Origin of the sequence: Micromonospora sediminicola (assembly GCF_900089585.1) — a bacterium.
In the GTDB taxonomy this organism is placed as follows: Bacteria; Actinomycetota; Actinomycetes; order Mycobacteriales; family Micromonosporaceae; genus Micromonospora; species Micromonospora sediminicola.
In genome coordinates, this window is sequence record NZ_FLRH01000003.1 from 1,089,163 (window position 1) to 1,108,597 (window position 19,435).

At 73.8% G+C, this 19,435-nt stretch carries 16 protein-coding genes; 13 read left to right on the top strand and 3 right to left on the bottom strand.

Annotated elements, in window-relative coordinates; all coding sequences use genetic code 11:
• Positions 1 to 105 precede the first annotated feature (105 nt).
• The gene (locus GA0070622_RS05630; RefSeq protein WP_091569547.1) at positions 106 to 1,224 is read left to right on the top strand and encodes a glycerophosphodiester phosphodiesterase; all 1,119 of its coding nucleotides are present in this window, start codon (positions 106 to 108) and stop codon (positions 1,222 to 1,224) included.
• Between the two features lie 748 nt (positions 1,225 to 1,972).
• Here the strand turns inward: GA0070622_RS05630 and GA0070622_RS05635 are convergent.
• Entirely contained in the window at positions 1,973 to 2,203 is a 231-nt protein-coding gene (locus GA0070622_RS05635; protein ID WP_091569552.1) for a GntR family transcriptional regulator, read from the bottom strand.
• Between the two features lie 276 nt (positions 2,204 to 2,479).
• Here GA0070622_RS05635 and GA0070622_RS05640 point away from each other — a divergent pair, with 276 nt between their 5' ends.
• The 8 genes from GA0070622_RS05640 (at position 2,480) to GA0070622_RS05680 (ending at position 12,248) form a co-directional block, all read left to right on the top strand.
• A complete protein-coding gene (locus GA0070622_RS05640) occupies positions 2,480 to 2,785 on the top strand; it encodes a DivIVA domain-containing protein (protein WP_091569557.1) in 306 nt (101 codons plus the stop codon).
• A 345-nt stretch (positions 2,786 to 3,130) separates the two neighbouring features.
• Positions 3,131 to 6,415, top strand: coding sequence for a VWA domain-containing protein (locus GA0070622_RS05650; RefSeq protein WP_245666128.1), 3,285 nt, complete (start codon positions 3,131 to 3,133; stop codon positions 6,413 to 6,415).
• A gap of 292 nt (positions 6,416 to 6,707) precedes the next feature.
• On the top strand, positions 6,708 to 7,910 hold the full coding sequence (locus GA0070622_RS05655; RefSeq protein WP_091569564.1) for a substrate-binding domain-containing protein: 1,203 nt from the start codon (positions 6,708 to 6,710) through the stop codon (positions 7,908 to 7,910).
• A 3-nt stretch (positions 7,911 to 7,913) separates the two neighbouring features.
• The gene (locus GA0070622_RS05660; protein ID WP_091569568.1) at positions 7,914 to 8,657 is read left to right on the top strand and encodes an ABC transporter ATP-binding protein; all 744 of its coding nucleotides are present in this window, start codon (positions 7,914 to 7,916) and stop codon (positions 8,655 to 8,657) included.
• Positions 8,657 to 9,388, top strand: a complete 732-nt coding sequence (locus tag GA0070622_RS05665) for an ABC transporter ATP-binding protein (RefSeq protein WP_091569573.1) — start codon at positions 8,657 to 8,659, stop codon at positions 9,386 to 9,388. The genes GA0070622_RS05660 and GA0070622_RS05665 overlap by 1 nt, the downstream gene beginning before the upstream one ends.
• Positions 9,385 to 10,275: a branched-chain amino acid ABC transporter permease gene (locus GA0070622_RS05670; protein ID WP_091569577.1), complete on the top strand. Its 891-nt coding sequence runs from the start codon at positions 9,385 to 9,387 to the stop codon at positions 10,273 to 10,275. The genes GA0070622_RS05665 and GA0070622_RS05670 overlap by 4 nt, the downstream gene beginning before the upstream one ends.
• A complete protein-coding gene (locus tag GA0070622_RS05675; protein WP_091569579.1) occupies positions 10,272 to 11,390 on the top strand; it encodes a branched-chain amino acid ABC transporter permease in 1,119 nt (372 codons plus the stop codon). The genes GA0070622_RS05670 and GA0070622_RS05675 overlap by 4 nt, the downstream gene beginning before the upstream one ends.
• A 105-nt stretch (positions 11,391 to 11,495) precedes the next feature.
• Positions 11,496 to 12,248 carry an SDR family NAD(P)-dependent oxidoreductase gene (locus GA0070622_RS05680; RefSeq protein ID WP_091569583.1) on the top strand — a complete coding sequence of 251 codons (753 nt, stop codon included), beginning with the start codon at positions 11,496 to 11,498 and terminating at the stop codon, positions 12,246 to 12,248.
• 58 nt (positions 12,249 to 12,306) lie between these two features.
• Here the strand turns inward: GA0070622_RS05680 and GA0070622_RS05685 are convergent, their stop codons facing one another.
• Positions 12,307 to 13,128, bottom strand: a complete 822-nt coding sequence (locus GA0070622_RS05685) for a hypothetical protein (protein ID WP_091569586.1) — start codon at positions 13,126 to 13,128, stop codon at positions 12,307 to 12,309.
• 142 nt (positions 13,129 to 13,270) lie between these two features.
• Between GA0070622_RS05685 and GA0070622_RS32980 the strand changes: the two genes are divergently transcribed.
• The 4 genes from GA0070622_RS32980 to GA0070622_RS05705 all read left to right on the top strand — a co-directional run bounded on the left by GA0070622_RS32980 (position 13,271) and on the right by GA0070622_RS05705 (position 18,940).
• Complete coding sequence (locus GA0070622_RS32980) at positions 13,271 to 15,340, top strand: AfsR/SARP family transcriptional regulator (protein WP_245666129.1); 2,070 nt, start codon at positions 13,271 to 13,273, stop codon at positions 15,338 to 15,340.
• Positions 15,337 to 17,457, top strand: coding sequence for a RecQ family ATP-dependent DNA helicase (locus GA0070622_RS05695; protein ID WP_091569589.1), 2,121 nt, complete (start codon positions 15,337 to 15,339; stop codon positions 17,455 to 17,457). Before GA0070622_RS32980 ends, GA0070622_RS05695 begins: the two co-directional genes overlap by 4 nt.
• A 135-nt stretch (positions 17,458 to 17,592) precedes the next feature.
• Positions 17,593 to 17,823 carry a heavy-metal-associated domain-containing protein gene (locus GA0070622_RS05700; protein ID WP_091569593.1) on the top strand — a complete coding sequence of 77 codons (231 nt, stop codon included), beginning with the start codon at positions 17,593 to 17,595 and terminating at the stop codon, positions 17,821 to 17,823.
• Complete coding sequence (locus tag GA0070622_RS05705; RefSeq protein ID WP_091569596.1) at positions 17,816 to 18,940, top strand: hypothetical protein; 1,125 nt, start codon at positions 17,816 to 17,818, stop codon at positions 18,938 to 18,940. The genes GA0070622_RS05700 and GA0070622_RS05705 overlap by 8 nt, the downstream gene beginning before the upstream one ends.
• Positions 18,941 to 18,944: 4 nt before the next feature.
• Here GA0070622_RS05705 and GA0070622_RS05710 read toward each other — a convergent pair whose 3' ends face one another.
• Complete coding sequence (locus GA0070622_RS05710) at positions 18,945 to 19,364, bottom strand: helix-turn-helix domain-containing protein (RefSeq protein ID WP_091569599.1); 420 nt, start codon at positions 19,362 to 19,364, stop codon at positions 18,945 to 18,947.
• Between the last annotated feature and the right edge of the window lie 71 nt (positions 19,365 to 19,435).

Consider the following 19,435-nt stretch of genomic DNA (forward strand, 5'->3'; position numbering starts at 1 on the left):
ACGTCATCTTCCGTCCGGAGATTCACCGGCAGGTCAGGAACCGACCAACTGGCGGCCAACCGGGACCGGTCTGCTGTGCGTACCCATCGACGACAGGAGACGGCGTTGCGACGTACCCTTTCCGCCCTCGGCGTGGCCGGCGCGCTGCTCGCGGCGGCGGCCGTGGTGGTGCCGGCCGTGGCCGCCCAGGCCGGCCCGGACCACCACGCCGAGCGCCCCCGCGCGACCCAGCGGCCGATCGTGATCGGTCACCGGGGGGCCAGCGGCTACCGCCCGGAGCACACCCTGGAGGCCTACCGGCTCGCCATCCGGCAGGGCGCCGACTTCATCGAGCCGGACCTGGTCTCGACGAAGGACGGCGTGCTGGTCGCCCGGCACGAGAACGAGATCTCGGGTACGACGGACGTGGCGGCCCACCCCGAGTTCGCCGCCCGCAAGGCGACGAAGACCATCGACGGGGTAGCGGTCACCGGCTGGTTCACCGAGGACTTCACGCTGGCCGAGCTGAAGACGCTGCGGGCGAAGGAGCGGCTGCCGCTGGTGCGGGTGGCCAACACCGCGTTCGACGGCAGGTTCGAGATCCCCACCTTCCAGGAGGTCATCGACCTGGCCCGGGCCGAGTCGAAGGCGCGGGGCCGGACCATCGGCGTCTACCCGGAGACGAAGCACCCCACCTACTTCGCGTCGATCGGGCGGGCGCTGGAGGAGCCGCTGGTCGCGGTGCTCCGGAAGAACCGGCTGACCCACCGCAACGACCCGGTCTTCATCCAGAGCTTCGAGACCGCCAACCTGCGCAAGCTCGACACGATGACCGACGTGCGGCTCGTCCAGCTCATGGACGCGGCCGGCGCCCCCTACGACTTCACCGCCGCCGGCGACCGCCGGACCTACGCCGACCTGGCCACCGCCGCCGGCCTGGCCTGGGTGTCCCGGTACGCCGACGGCGTCGGCCTGAACAAGAACCTGATCGTGCCCCGGGACGCCGCCGGCCGGCTGCTCGCGCCGACCTCGGTGATCCGGGACGCGCACCGGCTCAAGCTGGTGGTGCACGCGTGGACCTTCCGGGCCGAGAACCAGTTCCTGCCGGTGGACTTCCGGATCGGCGCCGACCCGAACGCGCGCGGTGACATCACGTCCGAGTACGAACTCTTCTTCGACCTGGGCCTCGACGGCGCGTTCGCCGACCAGCCCGACACGGCGGTCGCCGCCCGCGCCGGCCGCTGACGCCCGCTCACCCGTCGGGGTGCCCGCGTTCGCGCGGACACCCCGACGTGCCTCCCGCCTGCAGCGATCGCCCGCCCGCTTGCCGCGCCCGCCCGCCGCGCCCGCCCGCCCGCTTGCCGCGCCCGCCCGCTTGCCGCGCCCGCCCGCCTGCCGCGCCCGCCCGCCTGCCGCGCCCGCCCGCCTGCCGCGCCCGCCCGCCTGCCGCGCCCGCCCGCCTGCCGCGCCCGCCTGCCGCGCCCGCCCGCCCGCCGCTCTCGCCCGGTCGCTTGCCGCGCTCGCCCGCCTTCCACGGTTGCCCGGTCGCTTGGCGCGGTCGCCCGCCTTCTACGGTTGCCCGGTCGCTTGGCGCGGTCGCCCGCCTGCCCGCCACGGTTGCCCGGTCGCTTGGCGCGGGTCGCCCGCCTGCCTGCGCCGTTGCCCGCCTCGCGCCGCTGCCCGTTGCCCACTGCTCAGGGAAGGCGGCTGTGCTTGCCAGCGCCTTTAGAGCTGATAGCAGATTCGACTCACGCCCCGCCGGCCGCCGGGCCCCAGCGTTAGGAGGGGGCCCTTCCTCTACCGCAGACGTTAATAAGGGGCCCTTCCTTACACCGGGGCACGCCGCCCCGGGCGGGGTGATGAGTCGGAGCTGTTATCAGCTCGAAAGGCGGCGGGAGGGCGGTGACCCTCTCGCGCCTGGGGAGGTGATGACGTGGGTGGACCGGCTGGCGTGGGTCGGTCAGGTCGTCACATTGCCAGTCGGCCCCGGGGGCTACTGTCCCGGTGGCTCGGCGACGTAGGTGCCACGGCCGGGCTGGCCGGTGATCAGCTCGCGGTCGTGCAGCAGGGACAGGGCACGGGACGCGGTGTTCATGTGGACCCCGTAGCTCTCGGCCAGCTCACGGGTCGAGGGCAGCTTGTCGCCGGGCTTCAGCTCACCGCTCCTGATCTTCGCGGTGAGCTCGTTGGCGATCTGACGGTATGGCGCTTCGGCTGTGGGCATGGTGAGGACTCCGGTTGGTTCGGCACCTCCGATCATGCCGGGCCTACACCAGCATCTGCAACAGGCAAGAAAGCCCGATGTGGACGCTCGACCTACACAGGTATTTTGGGTAGGCTGACCCACGTCCGGCTCCGGTTGGTTCGGCAAACCGCGGGGTCGGACCCGGATTGGGCTCCGGGGCCGTACCGCCGAACGAGGCTGCGGTCGCGGGGCCGGCGACCCGCCCGCGTCCCCTGTCTGCGGGCGGGTCGCCTCCACGGCTGGCGAGGAGGATTCGTGCGCAACGTGCTCCACCTGTTCCACCCGGCCCGGCGACCTCGTGGGGGCCGGGCGCCGAACGAGGGCTGGTACCGCTCCGAGTCGTGCCGACCGCTGAGCGTCGGGCAGATCCGCGAGCGGCGGTTCCGCACCGTGCGGCGTGGCGGACTCGACCCGGCGGACGTGCACGCGTTCCTGCACCGGGTCGCCGGCGACCTGGCGCTGGCCCGGCACGACGCGGCCCGGTGCGCCGAGGAGAACAACCGGATCAAGCGGGCGCTCCGCGCCTGGCAGTCCCGGTTCGCGCCGGGGGCGTACCGGTGAGTCGGGAACGGTTCGTCGTACACCTGCCGGTGCTCGCGGCCGACCTCGACGGCGCCCGTGGGTTCGCCAGGGCCATCTGTCGCGCGCTCGGCTTCCTGGCCGACGTCGAGCGGGCCGGGACGACCGTGTCGCGGGAGGACGAGCAATCCCTCCGCCACTGGGTCTGGTGCGACCGGGTGCTGGACGGCGGCCGGCGCTGCCCGCGGGCGGCCGAGCACGACGGTGGTTGTGGGCCGGTGGCGACGACGACTCATGATCGGCGAAGCGGCCACCGAAACGGACATTTCACCCAATAATGGCGTGGCCGCCTGCGACGAGGGGCAGGCGCTTCACGGGGGATTGTGCATGTCCATTCTGAGAGCTACACGAATGCGGCGGTGGTGGTGCGCGGCCGCCGCCGCGACCCTGGTGGGTGGCCTGCTGCCGTTGGTCGGCCCGCAGGCGGCGACGCCGGCCCGCGCGGCCGACGCCAACAACGCGACGCTCGTCGTCAACAAGGGTGGCGACCGCGTCGGTGAACAGACCGTCGGGCCGCTGGCCGGTGCCACGTTCGACTTCTACGCGGGAGTCAGCGGGACGCGTCCCGCCCCGGGCGCCACCCCGAACGCGTCCTGCACCACCGACGCCAGCGGCAGGTGCGCGGTCGACCTGCCTGGCCGCACCGGGACCAGCCAGGGCTACTGGATCATCGAGCGCAGCGCGCCGGACGGCTGGCGGGTCGTGGACAGCCTGGTCACCGGCAACGGGAGCAGCGCGCCGTTCCAGTCCACGCCCTACAACGGCGTGTTCACCGGAGCGGTGGCCAACAACCAGACGTACACCTTCCCGGTGGAGACCACCGGCAACACCAACCGGACGGCGCGTGGCCCGGTGTGGGCCGACGAGCGCGACAACCCGGCGCTGCCCGGGTCGTGCGGCCTGCACGTCGCGCTGCTGATCGACGTGTCCGGCTCCATCCGGCCCGACCTGCCGGTGGTCAAGAACGCGGCGAACGGCTTCGTCGACGCACTCACCGGCACCCCGTCGGAGATCGCGCTCTACTCGTTCGCGACCGACGCCACCGCGGTGCTCAACCCGACGCCCGTCTCCGACCAGGCCGGGGCGAACACCGTCAAGGACGCGATCAACGGCCTCACCGCCGGCGGCACCACCAACTGGGACCAGGGTCTCTGGCAGATCGCCGCGGCGCCGTTCGACTACGACGCCGTGATCATCCTGACCGACGGCAACCCCACCGTGTACGGGCCGCCGCCCGTCCAGGGCTCCGGCAGCTACACCCGGTTCGTGGAGGTGGAGAACGGCATCTTCTCCGCCAACGCGGTAAAGGCGAAGGGCACCCGGGTGGTCGCGGTCGGCGTGGGCGCCGGCGTGTCCGGCGCGCCGGACAACCTGATCGCCATCTCCGGGCCGGTGGCCAACTCGGACTACTACCAGACCGGCTACGACCAGCTCGCGGCCGTGTTCCGGGAACTCGCACTGGAGAATTGCCGCGGCACGGTCAGCGTGGTCAAGAAGGTGATCCCGCCAGGCGGCGGTGACCCGCAGCCGGCTGGCGGCTGGACCGTCTCCTCCAGCAGCGCCGGCGTGACGCCGCCGAGCGCGGTCACCGACACCTCGACCGGAGCGGTCAACCTCGCCGTCGACCTCGGCGGGCAGCCGAGCCGCGCGGTGGCGATCGCGGAGACGCCGCAGGCCGGCTTCGCCCTGGTCCCGCAGGACGGTCTGAACGCCACCTGCGCGGCCAGCGGTCAGCCGGTGCTGGTCACCAACAACGGCGACTTCGGGTTCAACGTCAACGCCCTCGCCAACGACGCGGTGACCTGCGTGATCCTCAACCAGGCCGAGGTCGCCCCGGCCACCGTGGTGGTGAACAAGACCTGGGTGATCAACGGGCAGACCTATCCGGATCCGGAGCAGGGCACCTCCTTCCAGGCCGCGCTGGTGCTGCCCGGCATCGACCAGCCGGCATGGGGCGTGGAGTACCACGACTACGAGGTCGGGCAGTCGATCGTCGTCGACGAGAACATCACCGCGTTGCCGCCGGGCTGCACCAACACGGCCAGCGGGGACCTCGGCGAGCAGACGCTTGCTGCCGGGACCAACACCTTCCAGATCACCAACACGGCGACCTGTGAGACGAAGCTGGCCCTGGTCAAGTCCGTGCGGAACCCGTACGGCGTGCCCGAACCGCCGGCCTCGGCGTGGGACCTGACCGCGTACGGGCCGAACGGGTTCACGGTGAAGAGCGGCGACCCGGCCCGCCCGGTCGTCGAGGACGCCGTCTACGCGCTCGGCGAGAACACCGTCCCCGGCTTCACCCAGACCGTGGTGCAGGGTGCGGTGATCGTGCCGCCGGCCACCGGTAGCTGGAGCTGCGCGCTGCGGCAACGGGACGGCTCGGTGGGCAACCCGGGCTTCGACGGCACCGACGGTCGGGTGTCCGTGCAGATCGGCCAGACGGCGGTGTGCACCGCGGTGAACGAGGCGCAACCCGCCCAGCTGACCCTGGTCAAGGAGGTGCGCAACACCCACGGCGGCACCGCGAAGCCGACGGACTGGGTGCTGAGCGCCACGCCGCCGGCCGGCTCGGTGACGCCGGTCACCGGTCGCAGCGGGCAGCCCGCCGTGACCAAGGCGGCGGTGAACCCGAACGTCGGCTACACGCTCGCCGAGAGCGACGGCCCGGCCGGGTACGAGCAGGTCGGCGCGCCCACCTGCGTGCTCACCGGCACGCAGACCCCGGTGCAGACGCCGGACAACGTCCTCACGCCCACCTTCGGGCAGGACATCACCTGCACGTTCGTCAACGCGGACGTGCCGCCACCGCCGCCGGCCCCGGGCCGGGTCACCCTGGTCAAGGAGGTGCAGAACACCTACGGCGGCACCGCGAAGCCCACCGACTGGGTGCTGAGCGCCACCCCGCCCGACGGCTCCGGGGCGGACCCGGTCAGCGGTCGCAGCGGTGAGCCCGTGGTCACCGATGCCCAGGTGGTCGCCGGTGTGCCGTACACCCTCAGCGAGAGCGGCGGGCCGTCCGGCTACGAGCTGACCGAGCTGCGCTGCGCCTTCAACGACACCGGCGAGCCGGCGCCCACCCCGGACAACGTGCTCACCCCGGCCGCCGGTCGCGCGTACACCTGCACCTGGCGCAACGGGCAGCTCGATCCGGGCGGGACGTACCTGACGCTGGTCAAGAAGGTCTGGGGCAAGGCCGCCCCGACCGAGTGGACGCTGAGCGCGACGCCGCAGAACGCGGCGACGCCGATCAGCGGCCCGTCCGGCAGCGCCGAGGTGACCAGGGTGTCGGTGCAGGCCGGCGTCGGCTACCGGCTCGCCGAGTCGGGCGGCCCCGAGGGCTACCAGGAGGCCGGGGCGCCGGAGTGCGTGCTGACCGGCACCGACACCCGGGTGCCCGTGGTGGACCGGGTGGTCACCCCGGCGCAGGGGCAGGACGTCACCTGCACCTTCGTCAACCGCATGGCGGAGAAGCCGTTCCCGCCGTTCCACCCGGGCAAGCACCTGCCGGTCACCGGCATGAAGCTCACCGGGGTGATCGGTGGCGGCGCGCTGGCGGTGACGGCCGGTGTGGTGCTGACGGTCCTCGGATGGCGGCGACGCCGATCGGTGTGACGCTGGATGGTCGGCCGGTGAACGGCTGACCGTGGCGGCCCGGTGGGACCTGCTCCCGCCGGGCCGTCGCGCGTACGCGGTCCGCGATGGCCCGGGCCGACATTGCGGCCGTGCCCCGCGTGGTGCGGCGGGCCATCCCGGGTCGGCGGGGTTACGTGGTGGTGTCCGACGTTGTAACGTGCGGCCATCCCGTCCCGGGCACTTGTGTGCGCCGACCACATAGCCCGTGGGTGACGTCACTTCTAGCGTGAGCCGACAACTGACAATCCTCCTGTCCTCACCTGGAGTCGCAATGACGATCCGGCACACGCGACGGGTGTTCCTTACCGCCGCCACCTCGGTGGCGGTCGCTCTGGCCGCCACGGCCTGTGGCAGCCCGCAGGACACCGCATCCGGCGGCGGCGACGCCGCCCCGGTCAAGGTCGGTCTGGTCTACTCCCAGTCCGGGCCGCTGGCCAGCTACGGCAAGCAGTACATCGAGGGGTTCAAGGCGGGCCTCGACTTCGCCACCAAGGGCACCGGCAAGGTCGGTGACCGCAAGATCGAGGTGACCGAGGCCGACGACGCGGGCGACCCGGCCAAGGCCGTCTCCGCCACCAAGGACATGATCGGCAAGGGTACGAAGATCATCGCCGGGTCCACCTCCTCCGGGGTGGCGCTCCAGGTGGCTCCGATCGCGGCGCAGAACAAGGTCCTGTTCATCTCCGGTCCGGCCGCCACCGACGCGGTGACCGGCGCGAACAAGTACACGTTCCGGTCCGGCCGGCAGTCGTGGCAGGACGTGACGACCGCCAAGTCGTTCATCGGCGACGCGGCCGGCAAGAAGGTCGTCGTCTTCGCCCAGGACGGCGCGTTCGGCGACGCGAACGAGGCCGCCGTCAAGGCCGTGATCGGCGGCGCCGGCGCGACCGTGAGCAGCGTCCGCGCGCCGGCCAGCGCCACCGAGTTCACCCCGTTCGCCAGCCAGATCAAGGCCGCCAAGCCGGACCTGCTCTTCGTCGCCTGGGCCGGCACCACCGCCGGCGCGATGTGGCAGACGCTGGACCAGCAGGGCGTCCTCGCCTCCACCACGGTCGTCACCGGCCTGGACATCCGCGCCTCCTGGCCGACGTTCGGCGCGGCCGGCAGCAAGATCTCGTTCCTGTCGCACTACTTCGACGGGGCCAGCGACACCGAGGCGGCCAAGGCCGCCAAGGCGAAGGTCGCCGGCGGCACGCTCGACCTGTTCCACCCGGACGGGTTCGCCGCCGCGCAGATGGTCGTCCGCGCCGTGCAGGAGGGCGGCGACGACGTGGACAAGATGATCAAGGCGCTGGAGGGCTGGGAGTTCGAGGGCGTCAAGGGCACCATGAAGATCCGCGCCGAGGACCACGCGCTGCTCCAGCCGATGTACCAGGCCAAGCTCTCCGGCAGCGGCACCACCTTCACGGCCACCGCGCAGAAGACCCTGACCGGTGACGAGAGCGCGCCTCCGGTCGCGCAGATGAAGGGCTGACCCGTGCTCGCCACCCGCGGTCTGACCTGGCGGATCGGTGAGGTCGCCATCGTCGACTCCGTCTACCTCGATCTCCAGCCCGGGGAGTTCCTCGGCGTGATCGGGCCCAACGGCGCCGGCAAGACCTCCCTGTTCAACCTGATCACCGGCCTGCGCCGGCCCACCGAGGGGAAGGTCCTGCTGGACGGCGCGGACATCACCGCGCTGGCCCCGTACCAGCGGGCCCGGCTCGGGCTCGGGCGGACCTTCCAGGCCTCCTCGGTCTTCGGCTCGCTGACCGTCCGGGAGAACGTCCGGCTCGCCGTACAGGCGCACCGGGGTGGCTCGATGAAGCTGTGGCGGCGGGCGGCGGCCGACCGGGAGGTGGCCGCCGCCGCCGACGCGGCGCTCGACCGGGTCGGCCTGCACCACCGGGGCGCGGCCCTGGCCGGCACGCTCGCCCACGGCGAGAAGCGCAAGCTGGAGATCGCCCTGCTGCTCGCCGGGGAACCCCGGGTGATGTTGCTGGACGAGCCGATGGCCGGGGTGAGCGCCGAGGACGTGCCCGAGCTGGTCAGCGTGATCAAGTCGCTGACCGGGGACAGCGGCCGGGCGGTGCTCATGGTGGAACACCACATGGACGTGATCCTGGAACTGGCCGACCGGATCGCCGTGATGCACCACGGCGCGCTGCTGGCCTGCGACACCCCGGACACGGTGATGGCGAACGCCACCGTGCAGGAGGCGTACCTGGGGGAGGCGCTCTGATGGCGGCGGAACCGATCCTGTCGGTGGAGGACCTGTCCGTGCGGATCGCCGGGCTGCACATCCTCCAGGGCGTGTCGTTCGAGGTGGCCCCGACCGGCGTCACCGTGCTGCTCGGGCGCAACGGCGTCGGCAAGTCCACCACCCTGCGCGCGATCGTCGGGCTGACGCCGCGCAACGGCGAGGCCCGGGGCACGGTGCGGATGGGCGCGCAGAGCCTGCTCGCCCGCCCCACTCACCGGCTGGTCCGCGGCGGCCTCGGCTACGTGCCGGAGGACCGCTGCGTTTTCGCCGGGCTCACCGTCGCCGAGAACCTGCGGCTGGCCGAGCGGCGGGGCACCACCCCGGCGTACGACAAGGTCTTCGCGCTCTTCCCGGAGCTGGACCGGCGCGGACGGCAACGGGCCGGTTCGCTCTCCGGCGGGCAGCAGCAGATGCTCGCCATCGGCCGGGTGCTCCTCAACGACAACCGGCTGCTGCTGGTCGACGAGCCGACCAAGGGGTTGGCGCCGAAGGTGGTGACCGAGGTGGCCGAGGTGCTGGAACGGGTCGCGGAATCCGTGCCGGTGCTGCTGGTCGAGCAGAACCTGGCGGTGGTGCGGCGGCTGGCGTCCGACGCGGTGGTGCTCTCCGCCGGTCGGGTCGCCTGGACCGGCGACGCCCGCGAGCTGCTGCTGGAGACCGCGCTGACCAAGTCGCTGCTGGGCGTGGGGTCCGGGGAGGTGCACGCGTGAACACCGTTGTGCTGCTGACGCTGACCGGGCTGGGCCTGGCGGCGCTCTACTTCCTCGTCGCCTCCGGCCTGTCCCTGGTCTTCGGCCTCGCGGACGTGCTCAACTTCGCGCACGGGCTGTTCCTCGGCGTCGGCGCGTACGCGACCTGGTGGGCGGCGGGCAACCTGCCCGGCGCCGGGTCGGACGGAATCGGCTTCGTGGTGGCGGTCGCCTTCGGCGTGCTGGCCGGATCGCTGGTCGCGGTGCTGGTCGAGCTGGTGCTGATCCGGCCGCTCTACTCCCGCACCATCGAACAGGTGCTGGTCACCGTCGGCCTGTCGCTGGCCGGGGTGGCGCTGCTCCAGGCCACCTGGGGCGCGGACCCGCGCCCGTTCCCGCGCCCCGACTGGAGCCGGGACGTGACAGCGGTGTTCGGCGCCCAGGTGCCGAACGCCGGGCTGCTGCTGATCGTCGCCGCCGTGGTGGTGCTCGGCGCGCTGCTGGCGTTCCTGCGCTACACCCGGTACGGCCTGATCATCCGGGCCGGGGTGGAGAACCGGGAGATGGTGACCGCGCTCGGCATCGACGTCCGCAAGGCGTTCACCCTGGTCTTCGCGATCGGTGGGGCCGCCGCCGCGCTGGCCGGCGCGCTCGGCGGCGTCTACTTCGGCACCGTCTCGCCCGGGCAGGGCGGCTCGCTGCTGATCTTCGCCTTCATCGTGGTGGTGATCGGCGGAATGGGCTCGGTGGTCGGGTCCGCGTACGCGGCGGTCGCGGTGGGGCTGCTGCAACAGTTCGTCAACTACTACGGCACGTCCGGGCTGGGCGACCTGTGCGTGGTCGGTCTGCTCGCCGTGGTGCTGCTGCTGCGTCCGCAGGGCCTGGCCGGAAAGGTGGCTCACGCATGACCGAGGTCAAGAGCGCGGAGGTGCCCGCGCCTCCGGCGACGGTGCCCGACGAGCTGACCCCCGGCCACTCGCGGTGGCACGGGCTGCGCCCGTACCTGCCGCTGGTCGCGCTGGTGGTGGCGGCGGTCCTGCCCTACTCGACGCTGAACCTGCCGGGGATCTTCGAGGGGCCGCTGAACTCGCCGGGCACGCTGCAACTGCTCGCCATCTGCCTGGTCTTCGGCGGCCTCGCGGCCGGCTACGACCTGCTGTTCGGGCGGACCGGGATGCTCTCCTTCGGGCACGCCCTCTACTTCGCCGCCGGTGTCTACGGCACCGACGTGCTGATCACCAAGGCCGGGCTGCCGCTGTGGCAGGCCGCGCTGCTGACCGTGGTCGGCGGCACCACGCTCGCCGCGCTGCTCGGCGCGGTGGCCCTGCGTACGGTGGGCATCGCGTTCGCCATGGTGACGCTCGCCTTCGCCCAGGTCGGGGCGATCCTGGTGGCCCGGGACTTCGGTGGCCTCACCGGCGGTGAGGAGGGGCTGCCGCTGGACGTGTCCGGGCTGCCGGCCGCGCTGGTCGGCGTCACCAACACGGTGAACCTCTACTGGCTGGCGCTGGCGTACCTGGCGATCGTGGTCCTCGTGGTGCACCGGGTCAGCGGATCGCCGACCGGCCGCGTCCTGGCCGGGCTGCGCGACGACGAGCGGCGGATCGGGGTGCTCGGGCTCGACCCGTACCGGTTCAAGCTGGTGGCGTTCACGCTGGCCGGCGGCCTGGCGACGGCCGGTGGCGTGGTCTACGTGCTGATCGTGGGTGGCGCCAGCCCGCACATCACCTCGTCGGAGCTGACGCTGTCGCTGCTGGTCATGGTGGTGCTCGGCGGCCCCGGCACCCGGTGGGGCCCGGTGCTGGGCGGCATCCTCTACATGTACCTGGACCACCGGCTCACCGCGTTCGGCAGCAGCGACGCGGTGAACAGCCTGCCCGCGTTCCTCAGCCACCCGCTGAGCCAGCCCCTGTTCGTCCTCGGCACGGTCTTCATCCTGGCGGTGTACTTCTTCCCCGGCGGCCTGGCCAGCCTGAGATCCCGCCTGACCCCCCTCGTCACCGCCCTCCGCCCCCGCCGCTGACCCCACCCCCGCCCCGTTGATCAAGGAGTTCGCGTCCGGCCCACCGGCATAGGATGACGCGAACTCCTTGATCGACGAGGTCGGGGAGAGGCTCGGGGAGGAAACGTGACGGAGCAGCAGCGGGTCGCCGTGGTCAGCGGGGGTGGGACCGGGATCGGGGCCGCCGTCGCGCGCGGGCTCGTCGAGGAGGGGTTCGACGTGCTCGTGGTGGGACGGCGGGGGGACGTGCTCGACGCCGCCGCCCGGCGGATCTCCGAGGAGTGCGGCCGGGCCGGCGCGGTGCGCGCGGTCGCCGCCGACCTGACCGATCCGGCCCAGCTCGCGGCCGTCGTCGACGCGGTCGGCGGGCGGACCGTGGACGCGGTGGTCAACAACGCCGGGGGCTATCTCGGCGGGCCGACCGGAACCCTCGACGAGGTGGCCGCCTGGTGGCGCGCGAACCTGGACGCCAACGTGCTCACCGCCGTCCTGCTGACCGAGGCGCTGCGGCCCGCCCTGCGTCGTCCCGGCGGCCGGGTGGTCCTGCTCAGCTCGATCGCCGCCCAGCGTGGCGGCGGCGGGCCGTACTCGGCGGCCAAGGCGGCGCTGCACGGCTGGGCGTACGACCTGGCCGCACAGCTCGGACCGGAACAGATCACGGTCAACGTGGTCAGCCCCGGCTACGTCGCGGAGACCGAGTTCTTCGGCGACCGGATGACGCCGGAGGGCCACGCCAAGCGGGTGGCCGCCACCCTCGTCGGCCGGGCCGGGACGCCAGACGACATCGCCGCCGCCGTGCGCTATCTCGTCGGTCCGTCGGCCGGCTACGTCACCGGTCAGGTCCTGGGCGTCAACGGCGGCTCCGTCCTCGGCCGCTGAACACGACGACGGGCGGCGGCCCCCCGTGTGGCCGCCGCCCGTTCCCGTGCGTCGTGGATCAGCCGTTGAGCATCTCGTACGCCGAGGCCGTGGCCTTCTGCGCGCCGGCCGGCGGGGCCAGCTCCGGCGCCTTGCCGAAGTCGTAGTACTTCGTGACCAGCTTCATCGCCTTGTGCTTGCCGGCCGCCGGCACGTCCAGGGTGAACGTGGTCAGGTTGCCGTCCGGGCCGACCACGGCGGTGAACGGCACCTTCCGGCCCGCCGCACCCAGCGCGGTCAGGTCCAACCCGTCGAACGTGCTCTTCACGTCCTCGTTGTCGGCCAGGTCGGCCAGCCCGGTGTACGTGCCGTCGCCCTTGTCCTCGACCGTCTCCGCGGTGCGGATGATCGCGGCGGTGTTGCCCGGGTCGGTGCCCTCGTAGCTGGGGGCGTTCTCGCCGTCCGCCAGCTTCTCGCGCTCCATCTTCATCCAGGTCTTGGGCAGCTTGAGCGCGTCGTGCAGGCCGGGCAGGCCGGTCAGCTTGACCCGCATCCACAGGTCCTCGTCGAGCACCCGGAACGTCATGTCCATGGTGAACTTCGGGTCGTCGTTCTGCTGCTTCATGCCGAGTTCCATGCCCTTGGCGGCCGGGTCCACCACGCCGGTGAACCGGTCGGTGCCGTCCTGGGTGGAGAACCGGAAGCGGGGGTCCTGCTCGGTCGGCACGGCGGCCAGCAGGGCGGCCTTCGGGTCGGCCGACGGCGCCGGTGCGGCGCCGGCGCCCTCGGGGGCGTTCCCGGTGCTGCCGCACCCCGCGGCGAGTGCGGTGGTGGCCAGCACGGCGGCCGCGCGGAGCACGATCCGCCGGGCGGTGGCGGCGGTGCCGTTTCGCTGCGTCATCTCGTTCGACTCACTTTCCCAGGTGGTTGTTGCCGGGGAAGCATCGCAGGCAGCGACGGCCGCTCCGCTGCCGATATGCTGCCGTCCGACTGCCGTCGGCCGCGGCGGGCGACGGCTGGGGGGTACGGGGGCGGGAACTCGCATGTCAGAGGCGCTGCGCTTCGAGCTTCTCGGCCCGCAGCGGGCCTGGTACGCCGACCGTCCGATCGATCTCGGCCCGGCCAAGCAGCGGGCCGTGCTGGCCGTGCTGCTGCTCGCCGCCGGGCGTCCGGTCCCCACCGGGCAGATCGTCGAGGCGGTCTGGCCGGAGGAAGCGCCGGTGAACGGCCCGAACGTGGTGCAGAAGCACGTGGCCGGGCTGCGCCGGGTGCTGGAGCCGGACCGGTCGCCGCGCACACCCGCCCGGGTGCTCACCCTCACCGACGCCGGCTACCTGCTGCGGGTCGCGCCGGAGACGGTGGACGCGGTGCGCTTCGAGCGCGGCGTGCAGCGCGCCCGGCAGGCGCAGTCGGCGGGGCGCGCCGCGGACGCGCTGGACGAGGTGACCGCCGCGTTGGAGCTGTGGCAGGGCGAGCCGTTCACCGGGTTCACCGGCCCCTGGTTCGACGCGGCCCGGCACCGGCTGGTGGAGCTGCGGGCCGTCGCCCTGGAGACGCGTACCGAGCTGGAGCTGGCCGCGGGCCGGCACGGGGAGGTGGTCGGCCGGCTGGTCGAGCTGGTCGCCGAGTTCCCGGTCCGCGAGCGGCTGCGTCTCCAGCTCATGCTGGCGCTCTACCGCAGCGGCCGGCAGGCCGAGGCGCTGGCCGCCTACCGCGACTTCGCCGCGTCGCTGCGCGAGGACCACGGCATCGAGCCGGGGGAGGCGCTCCAGACGCTGCACCGGCGCATCCTGCGCTCCGACCCGACGCTGCTGCCGACCGTCGCCGAGCCCCTCGACCCGCCCGCGGTCCCGCTCCCGCCGGCCGGCGGCCCGGCCGCCACCACCGCGGCGTCCGCCCAGCCGAGTGCCTCCATCGCACCGCCCGTCCAGCCGGCCGCACCGCCGGGCACGGACACCGCGCCGACCGCCGGACCGGGCGTCACCGCCGCGTCGCCGCCGGCCCAACCGGCTCCACCCCGGCCCGACGCCCCCGCCACCCCGCTGCCCGGTCCGGCCACCGCGCCGGCCGGACCCGTCGGCCCGCCAGTGCCGCCCGCGCACGTGCCGACGCCAGCCGCGCCGCATGAGCACGTGCCGACGCCAGCCGCGCCGCACGAGCACGTGCCGGTGCCGCCCGTGTCGGTCGGGCACGTCGAGTCGCCACCCGTGCCGACCGGGCACGTGCCGACGCCGTCCGTACCCGTCGGGCCGCCGACCGCCCCGGCCGGCGTGACGCCGGCACCGGGCGGCCCCGGCTCCGTCGACCCGTCGTCGGGTCCGGTGTCCGCCGTGCCGGTCGCGTACCCGCAGGCGCTCTTCGTCTCCGCCGGGCGGCCGGCGGAGACGCCGCCGGACCGGCGCTCGCCGGGTTGGGTCCGGGCCACCGCGACGCTGGTGGGCGCCGCCGTCACCGTGCTGTCGGTCGGCATCCTGACCTGGGCGGTGATCCTGGCGTACGCGCTCTGGCGACGCAGTTGGCGTCTCGCGTTGGGCGCGCTGCCCTACTTCCTGCTCGTGGTGAGCGTGTTCGGCCTCGCGGTCAGCAGCCCGGTCGAGGAGGAACCGAGCGACCCGATGGTCATCTACTTCCTGTTCGGGCTCTGCGTCTGCTGGATGCTCGGCACCCTGCACGTGGTGCTGCTCAACCCGGCGTTGTGGGCGGCGCTGCGGGGCCTGTTCTGGACCGGGCCGCAGCGCGCCGACGAGCAGCGGCGGCTGCGTCGGGAACAGGCGCGGTACCTGCTGCACCACTACCCCTCCGCGCGGCGGGACCTGCGGATCGGCCGCCCCGACCTGCTGCGGGAGTTCGACGACGGTGGCCTGGTCGACGTCAACGCGGTGCCCGACACGGTCTTCGCGACGCTTCCCGGTCTCACCGCCGAGCAGCGCCGGCAGGTCGCCGTCGACCGGTGGCTGCGTGGGCCGTACGGGTCGCTGGAGGAGCTGGTCGTGCGCTGCCAGCTGCCCCCGGCCGCCACCGGGGCGCTACGCGAGGTGCTGCTCTTCCTGCCACCCGAGCCTCCGCCCGGGCCGCCCGTGACTCCGACGTCCCCTGGTAGAAATGCCGGATGAGCCAGGATCGGACGGCCGTTCGGGAACGTGCCGAGGCGGTGCTGAGGCGGCTGGCGGGTGAGCACGCCCGGCTGCGCGAGGACCAGTGGCGGGCGATCGAGGCGCTGGTCGTCGACCGGCGACGGGTGCTCTGCGTCCAGCGCACCGGCTGGGGCAAGTCGGCGGTCTACTTCGTCGCCACCGCGCTGCTGCGGGAGAGCGGCGAACACGGGCCGACGGTGATCGTGTCGCCGCTGCTGGCGTTGATGCGCAACCAGGTCGAGTCCGCCGCCCGGGCCGGCATCCGGGCCCGCACCATCAACTCGGCCAACCTCGACGAGTGGGACCAGATCACCGCCGAGATCCACGCCGGGGCGGTCGACGTGCTGCTGATCAGCCCCGAGCGGCTGAACAACCCGGACTTCCGCGACACCGTGCTGCCCAGGCTCGCCGCCACCACCGGCCTGCTGGTGGTGGACGAGGCGCACTGCGTCTCCGACTGGGGGCACGACTTCCGGCCCGACTACCGTCGGCTGCGCACGTTCCTGGCCAACCTGCCCGAGCGCACGCCCGTGCTCGCCACCACGGCCACCGCCAACGCCCGGGTCACCCGGGACGTGGCCGAGCAGCTCGGCGACGCGCTCGTGCTGCGCGGCACGCTCGACCGGGAGTCGCTGCGCCTCGGCGTGCTGGACCTGCCGAGCCCGGCCCACCGCCTCGCCTGGCTGGCCGACCACCTGGACCGGCTCCCCGGCTCGGGCATCGTCTACACGCTCACCGTGGCCGCCGCGACCGAGACGGCCGAGTTCCTCCGGGCCCGGGGGTGGTCGGTGGCCTCCTACACCGGGCAGGCCGAGGACGCCGACCGGCGCGCCGCCGAGCAGGACCTGCTCGACAACAAGATCAAGGCGTTGGTCGCCACCAGCGCGCTCGGCATGGGCTTCGACAAGCCCGACCTCGGCTTCGTGGTGCACCTCGGCGCGCCACCCTCGCCGATCGCCTACTACCAGCAGGTCGGGCGCGCCGGCCGGGCCGTCGAGCACGCCGAGGTGCTGCTCCTGCCCGGCGCCGAGGACGCGGCGATCTGGCGATACTTCGCCTCGCTGGCCTTCCCGCCCGAGGAGCAGGTCCGCACCGTGCTCGCCGCGCTGGACACCGAGCGGCCGATCTCCACCCAGGCGCTGGAGCCGATGGTCGACCTGCGCCGGGCCCGGCTGGAGCTGATGCTCAAGGTGCTCGACGTCGACGGCGCGGTCCGCCGGGTACGCGGCGGCTGGCTCGCCACCGGCGAGCCGTGGGTCTACGACGAGGCCCGGTTGCGGCGCGTCGCCGACGCGCGCACCGCCGAGCAGCGGGCCATGCGGGAGTACGCGTCCACCTCCGCCTGCCGCATGCGCTACCTGCGGGAAGGGCTCGACGACACCGGGGCGCAGGACTGCGGTCGCTGCGACAACTGCGCCGGGCCGCTGTTCGACGCCGAGGTCTCCACCGAGGCGCTCACCGCCGCGCAGACCTTCCTCGGCCGCCCCGGCGTCCAGATCGCGCCGAAGAAGCTCTGGCCGACCGGGCTGGACGCGGTCGGCGTACCCCTGAAGGGCCGGATCCCGCCGGCGGAGCAGGCGCTGCCCGGTCGGGCCGTGGGGCGCCTGTCCGACCTGGGGTGGGGCGGGCGGTTGCGGGGCCTCGTCGGGCCGGACGCGCCGGACGGCCCGGTGCCCGACGACGTGGCGACGGCTGTGGTCGAGGTGCTGAAGGCGTGGGCGCACGGCGACGATCCCTGGCCCCGCCGCCCGGCCGGCGTGGTCGCGGTCGGCTCCCGGACCCGGCCGCTGCTGGTCGGCTCGCTCGCCGAACGGATCGCCTCGGTCGGCCGGCTCCCGCTGCTCGGCCAGGTCGTCCCGACCGGTCCGGGCGGGCCCGGTGGGCCGCGCGGCAACAGCGCCCAGCGGGTACGCGCGCTGCACGACGCCTTCCGCCTGCCGGACGAGCTGGCCGACGCGCTGCCCGGGCTGGACGGGCCGGTGCTGCTCGTCGACGACCTGGTCGACTCGGGCTGGACGATGAGCATGGTGGCGCGCCTGCTCCGGCGCGCCGGCGCGCCGGACGTGCTGCCGCTGGCGCTCGCCGTCGCCGGCTGACCCCGTGCAAGGAGGGGCACCCTCTTAACGCCTCCGGTAGAGGAAGGGGCCCCGCTTAACACCGGGGATGCGAGCCGGGCCACCGTCCGCGCGGCCGTGGTCGGTGGGCGTCCGGGCCGGCGGTACCGTGGGGCCATGACCGAGCAGCGACCCGTCGTCCAGACGTACACCGTGACCGGGATGACCTGCGAACACTGCGTCCGGGCGGTGACCGAGGAGCTGTCCGCCCTGCCGGGCGTCGAGGAGGTCCGGATCGACCTCGCGGGCGGCACGGCAACGGTCACCAGCGCGTCCCCGCTGCCGGTGGAGTCCGTCCGCGCCGCTGTCGACGAGGCGGGTTACGAGATGGTCGGCGGCGTTGCCTGAGTCGCCGTCCGCGCCGCCCGGCGTCGACCTGCCGGCGCGGTCCGGCGGTGACGTCGACGTACCCGCGCTGTCGATCGGCGGCGACGCGGCGGAGGGTGCTGGCGGCGGCGACGCGGCGGAGGGCGGCGGTGAGCCGGCGGCCGGCCGCCGGGCCGCGGCGCGCGGGACGGCCCCGGCCGGGCCGGTCACCGTGGACCGGGAGACGCTGCGGCTGGCCCTGGTGGTGGGTGGCCTGGTGCTGGCCGTGCTCCTCGGTTTCGGGCTGGGCCGGCTGAACCCGCCGGCGAACCCGGCCGGATCCGGAGCCGTGGCGCCCACCGGCGGTCCTCCCGCCGGCGGCGCCCACTCGCACGCGCCGGGCACCGGCGCGCACAGCCACGATGGCGCCACCGTCGCCCAGGGCGGCGGTGACGGCGCGACCGGACTGTCGATCAGCTCGGCCGGCTACACGCTGGTGCCGTCGGCCGGGGAACCAGCCGCCGGACGCGCCGGCGACCTGCGATTCCAGATCCGCGACGAGCAGCGTCGCCCGGTGACCCGCTTCGCGGTCGTGCACGACAAGCCGATGCACCTGATCGTGGCCCGCCGGGACCTCAGCGGCTACCGGCACCTGCACCCGACGATGGCCGCCGACGGCACCTGGTCGGTGCCGGTGGCGCCGTTCGACCCCGGCGTCTGGCGGATGTACGCGGACTTCACCGCCGTCGCCGACGACGGTCGCCAGGTCGCCGTGGTGCTCGGCGCCGACGTGACAGTGCCCGGCACGTTCGCGCCCCGGCCGCTGCCCGCCGCGGCCACGTCGGCCACGGTCGACGGCTTCACCGCCACCTGGACCGGCACGCCGGAGGTGGGGCGGTCGGTGCCGCTGCGGTTCCGGGTCACCGGCGCGGACGGCGGAGCCGCCGCGTTGGAGCCCTACCTCGGCGCGTACGGGCACCTGGTGGCGCTGCGCGAGGGTGACCTCGGCTACCTGCACGTGCACCCGGAGCCGGTGCGCGACGGTGACGCGGTGACGTTCTGGCTGACCGCGCCGGGGCCGGGCCGCTACCGGATGTTCCTGGACTTCCAGGTCGGGGGCGTGGTGCGGACCGCCGCGTTCACGCTGACCGTCGACTGACCGGTCAGCCGGCCCGGCGGACCGGCCGGCGGGCCAGGTAGCGGAGCAGGTCGCGGATGTGGTGCTTCTCCTCGGCCGGGACGTTCGGGTCGGCCAGCCGCTCCAGGATCACCCGGACGTCGGCCTCCACCGGGCCGTCCTCCGCGCCTCGGCGGCGGGGCACCGGACCGGCGTCGGGCAGGCCCAGCGCGCGGAACGCGGCGGCCACCGGCAGGTCGAGGGCGGCGCAGAAGCCGCGCACCTTGGCCAGCTCGGGATAGTCCTGCCAGTCGCCGGCCAGCCAGCGGAACACGGTCGAGCGGCCGACGCCGGTGTGGGTGGCGAGGTCGGTCACCGTCCAGCCGCGCTCCTCGCGGGCATCGTCGATGGCCCGTCGCACGAAGCGCGCGAAGGCCATCTGCGGTGACACGTCTGCGGAACCCATCCCTGGGTCTGTCCCCTTCCGCCGGTGGCCCGGTTCTGCTTCCTGAGCCTAGTACGCCCGCGCGAGGAAGT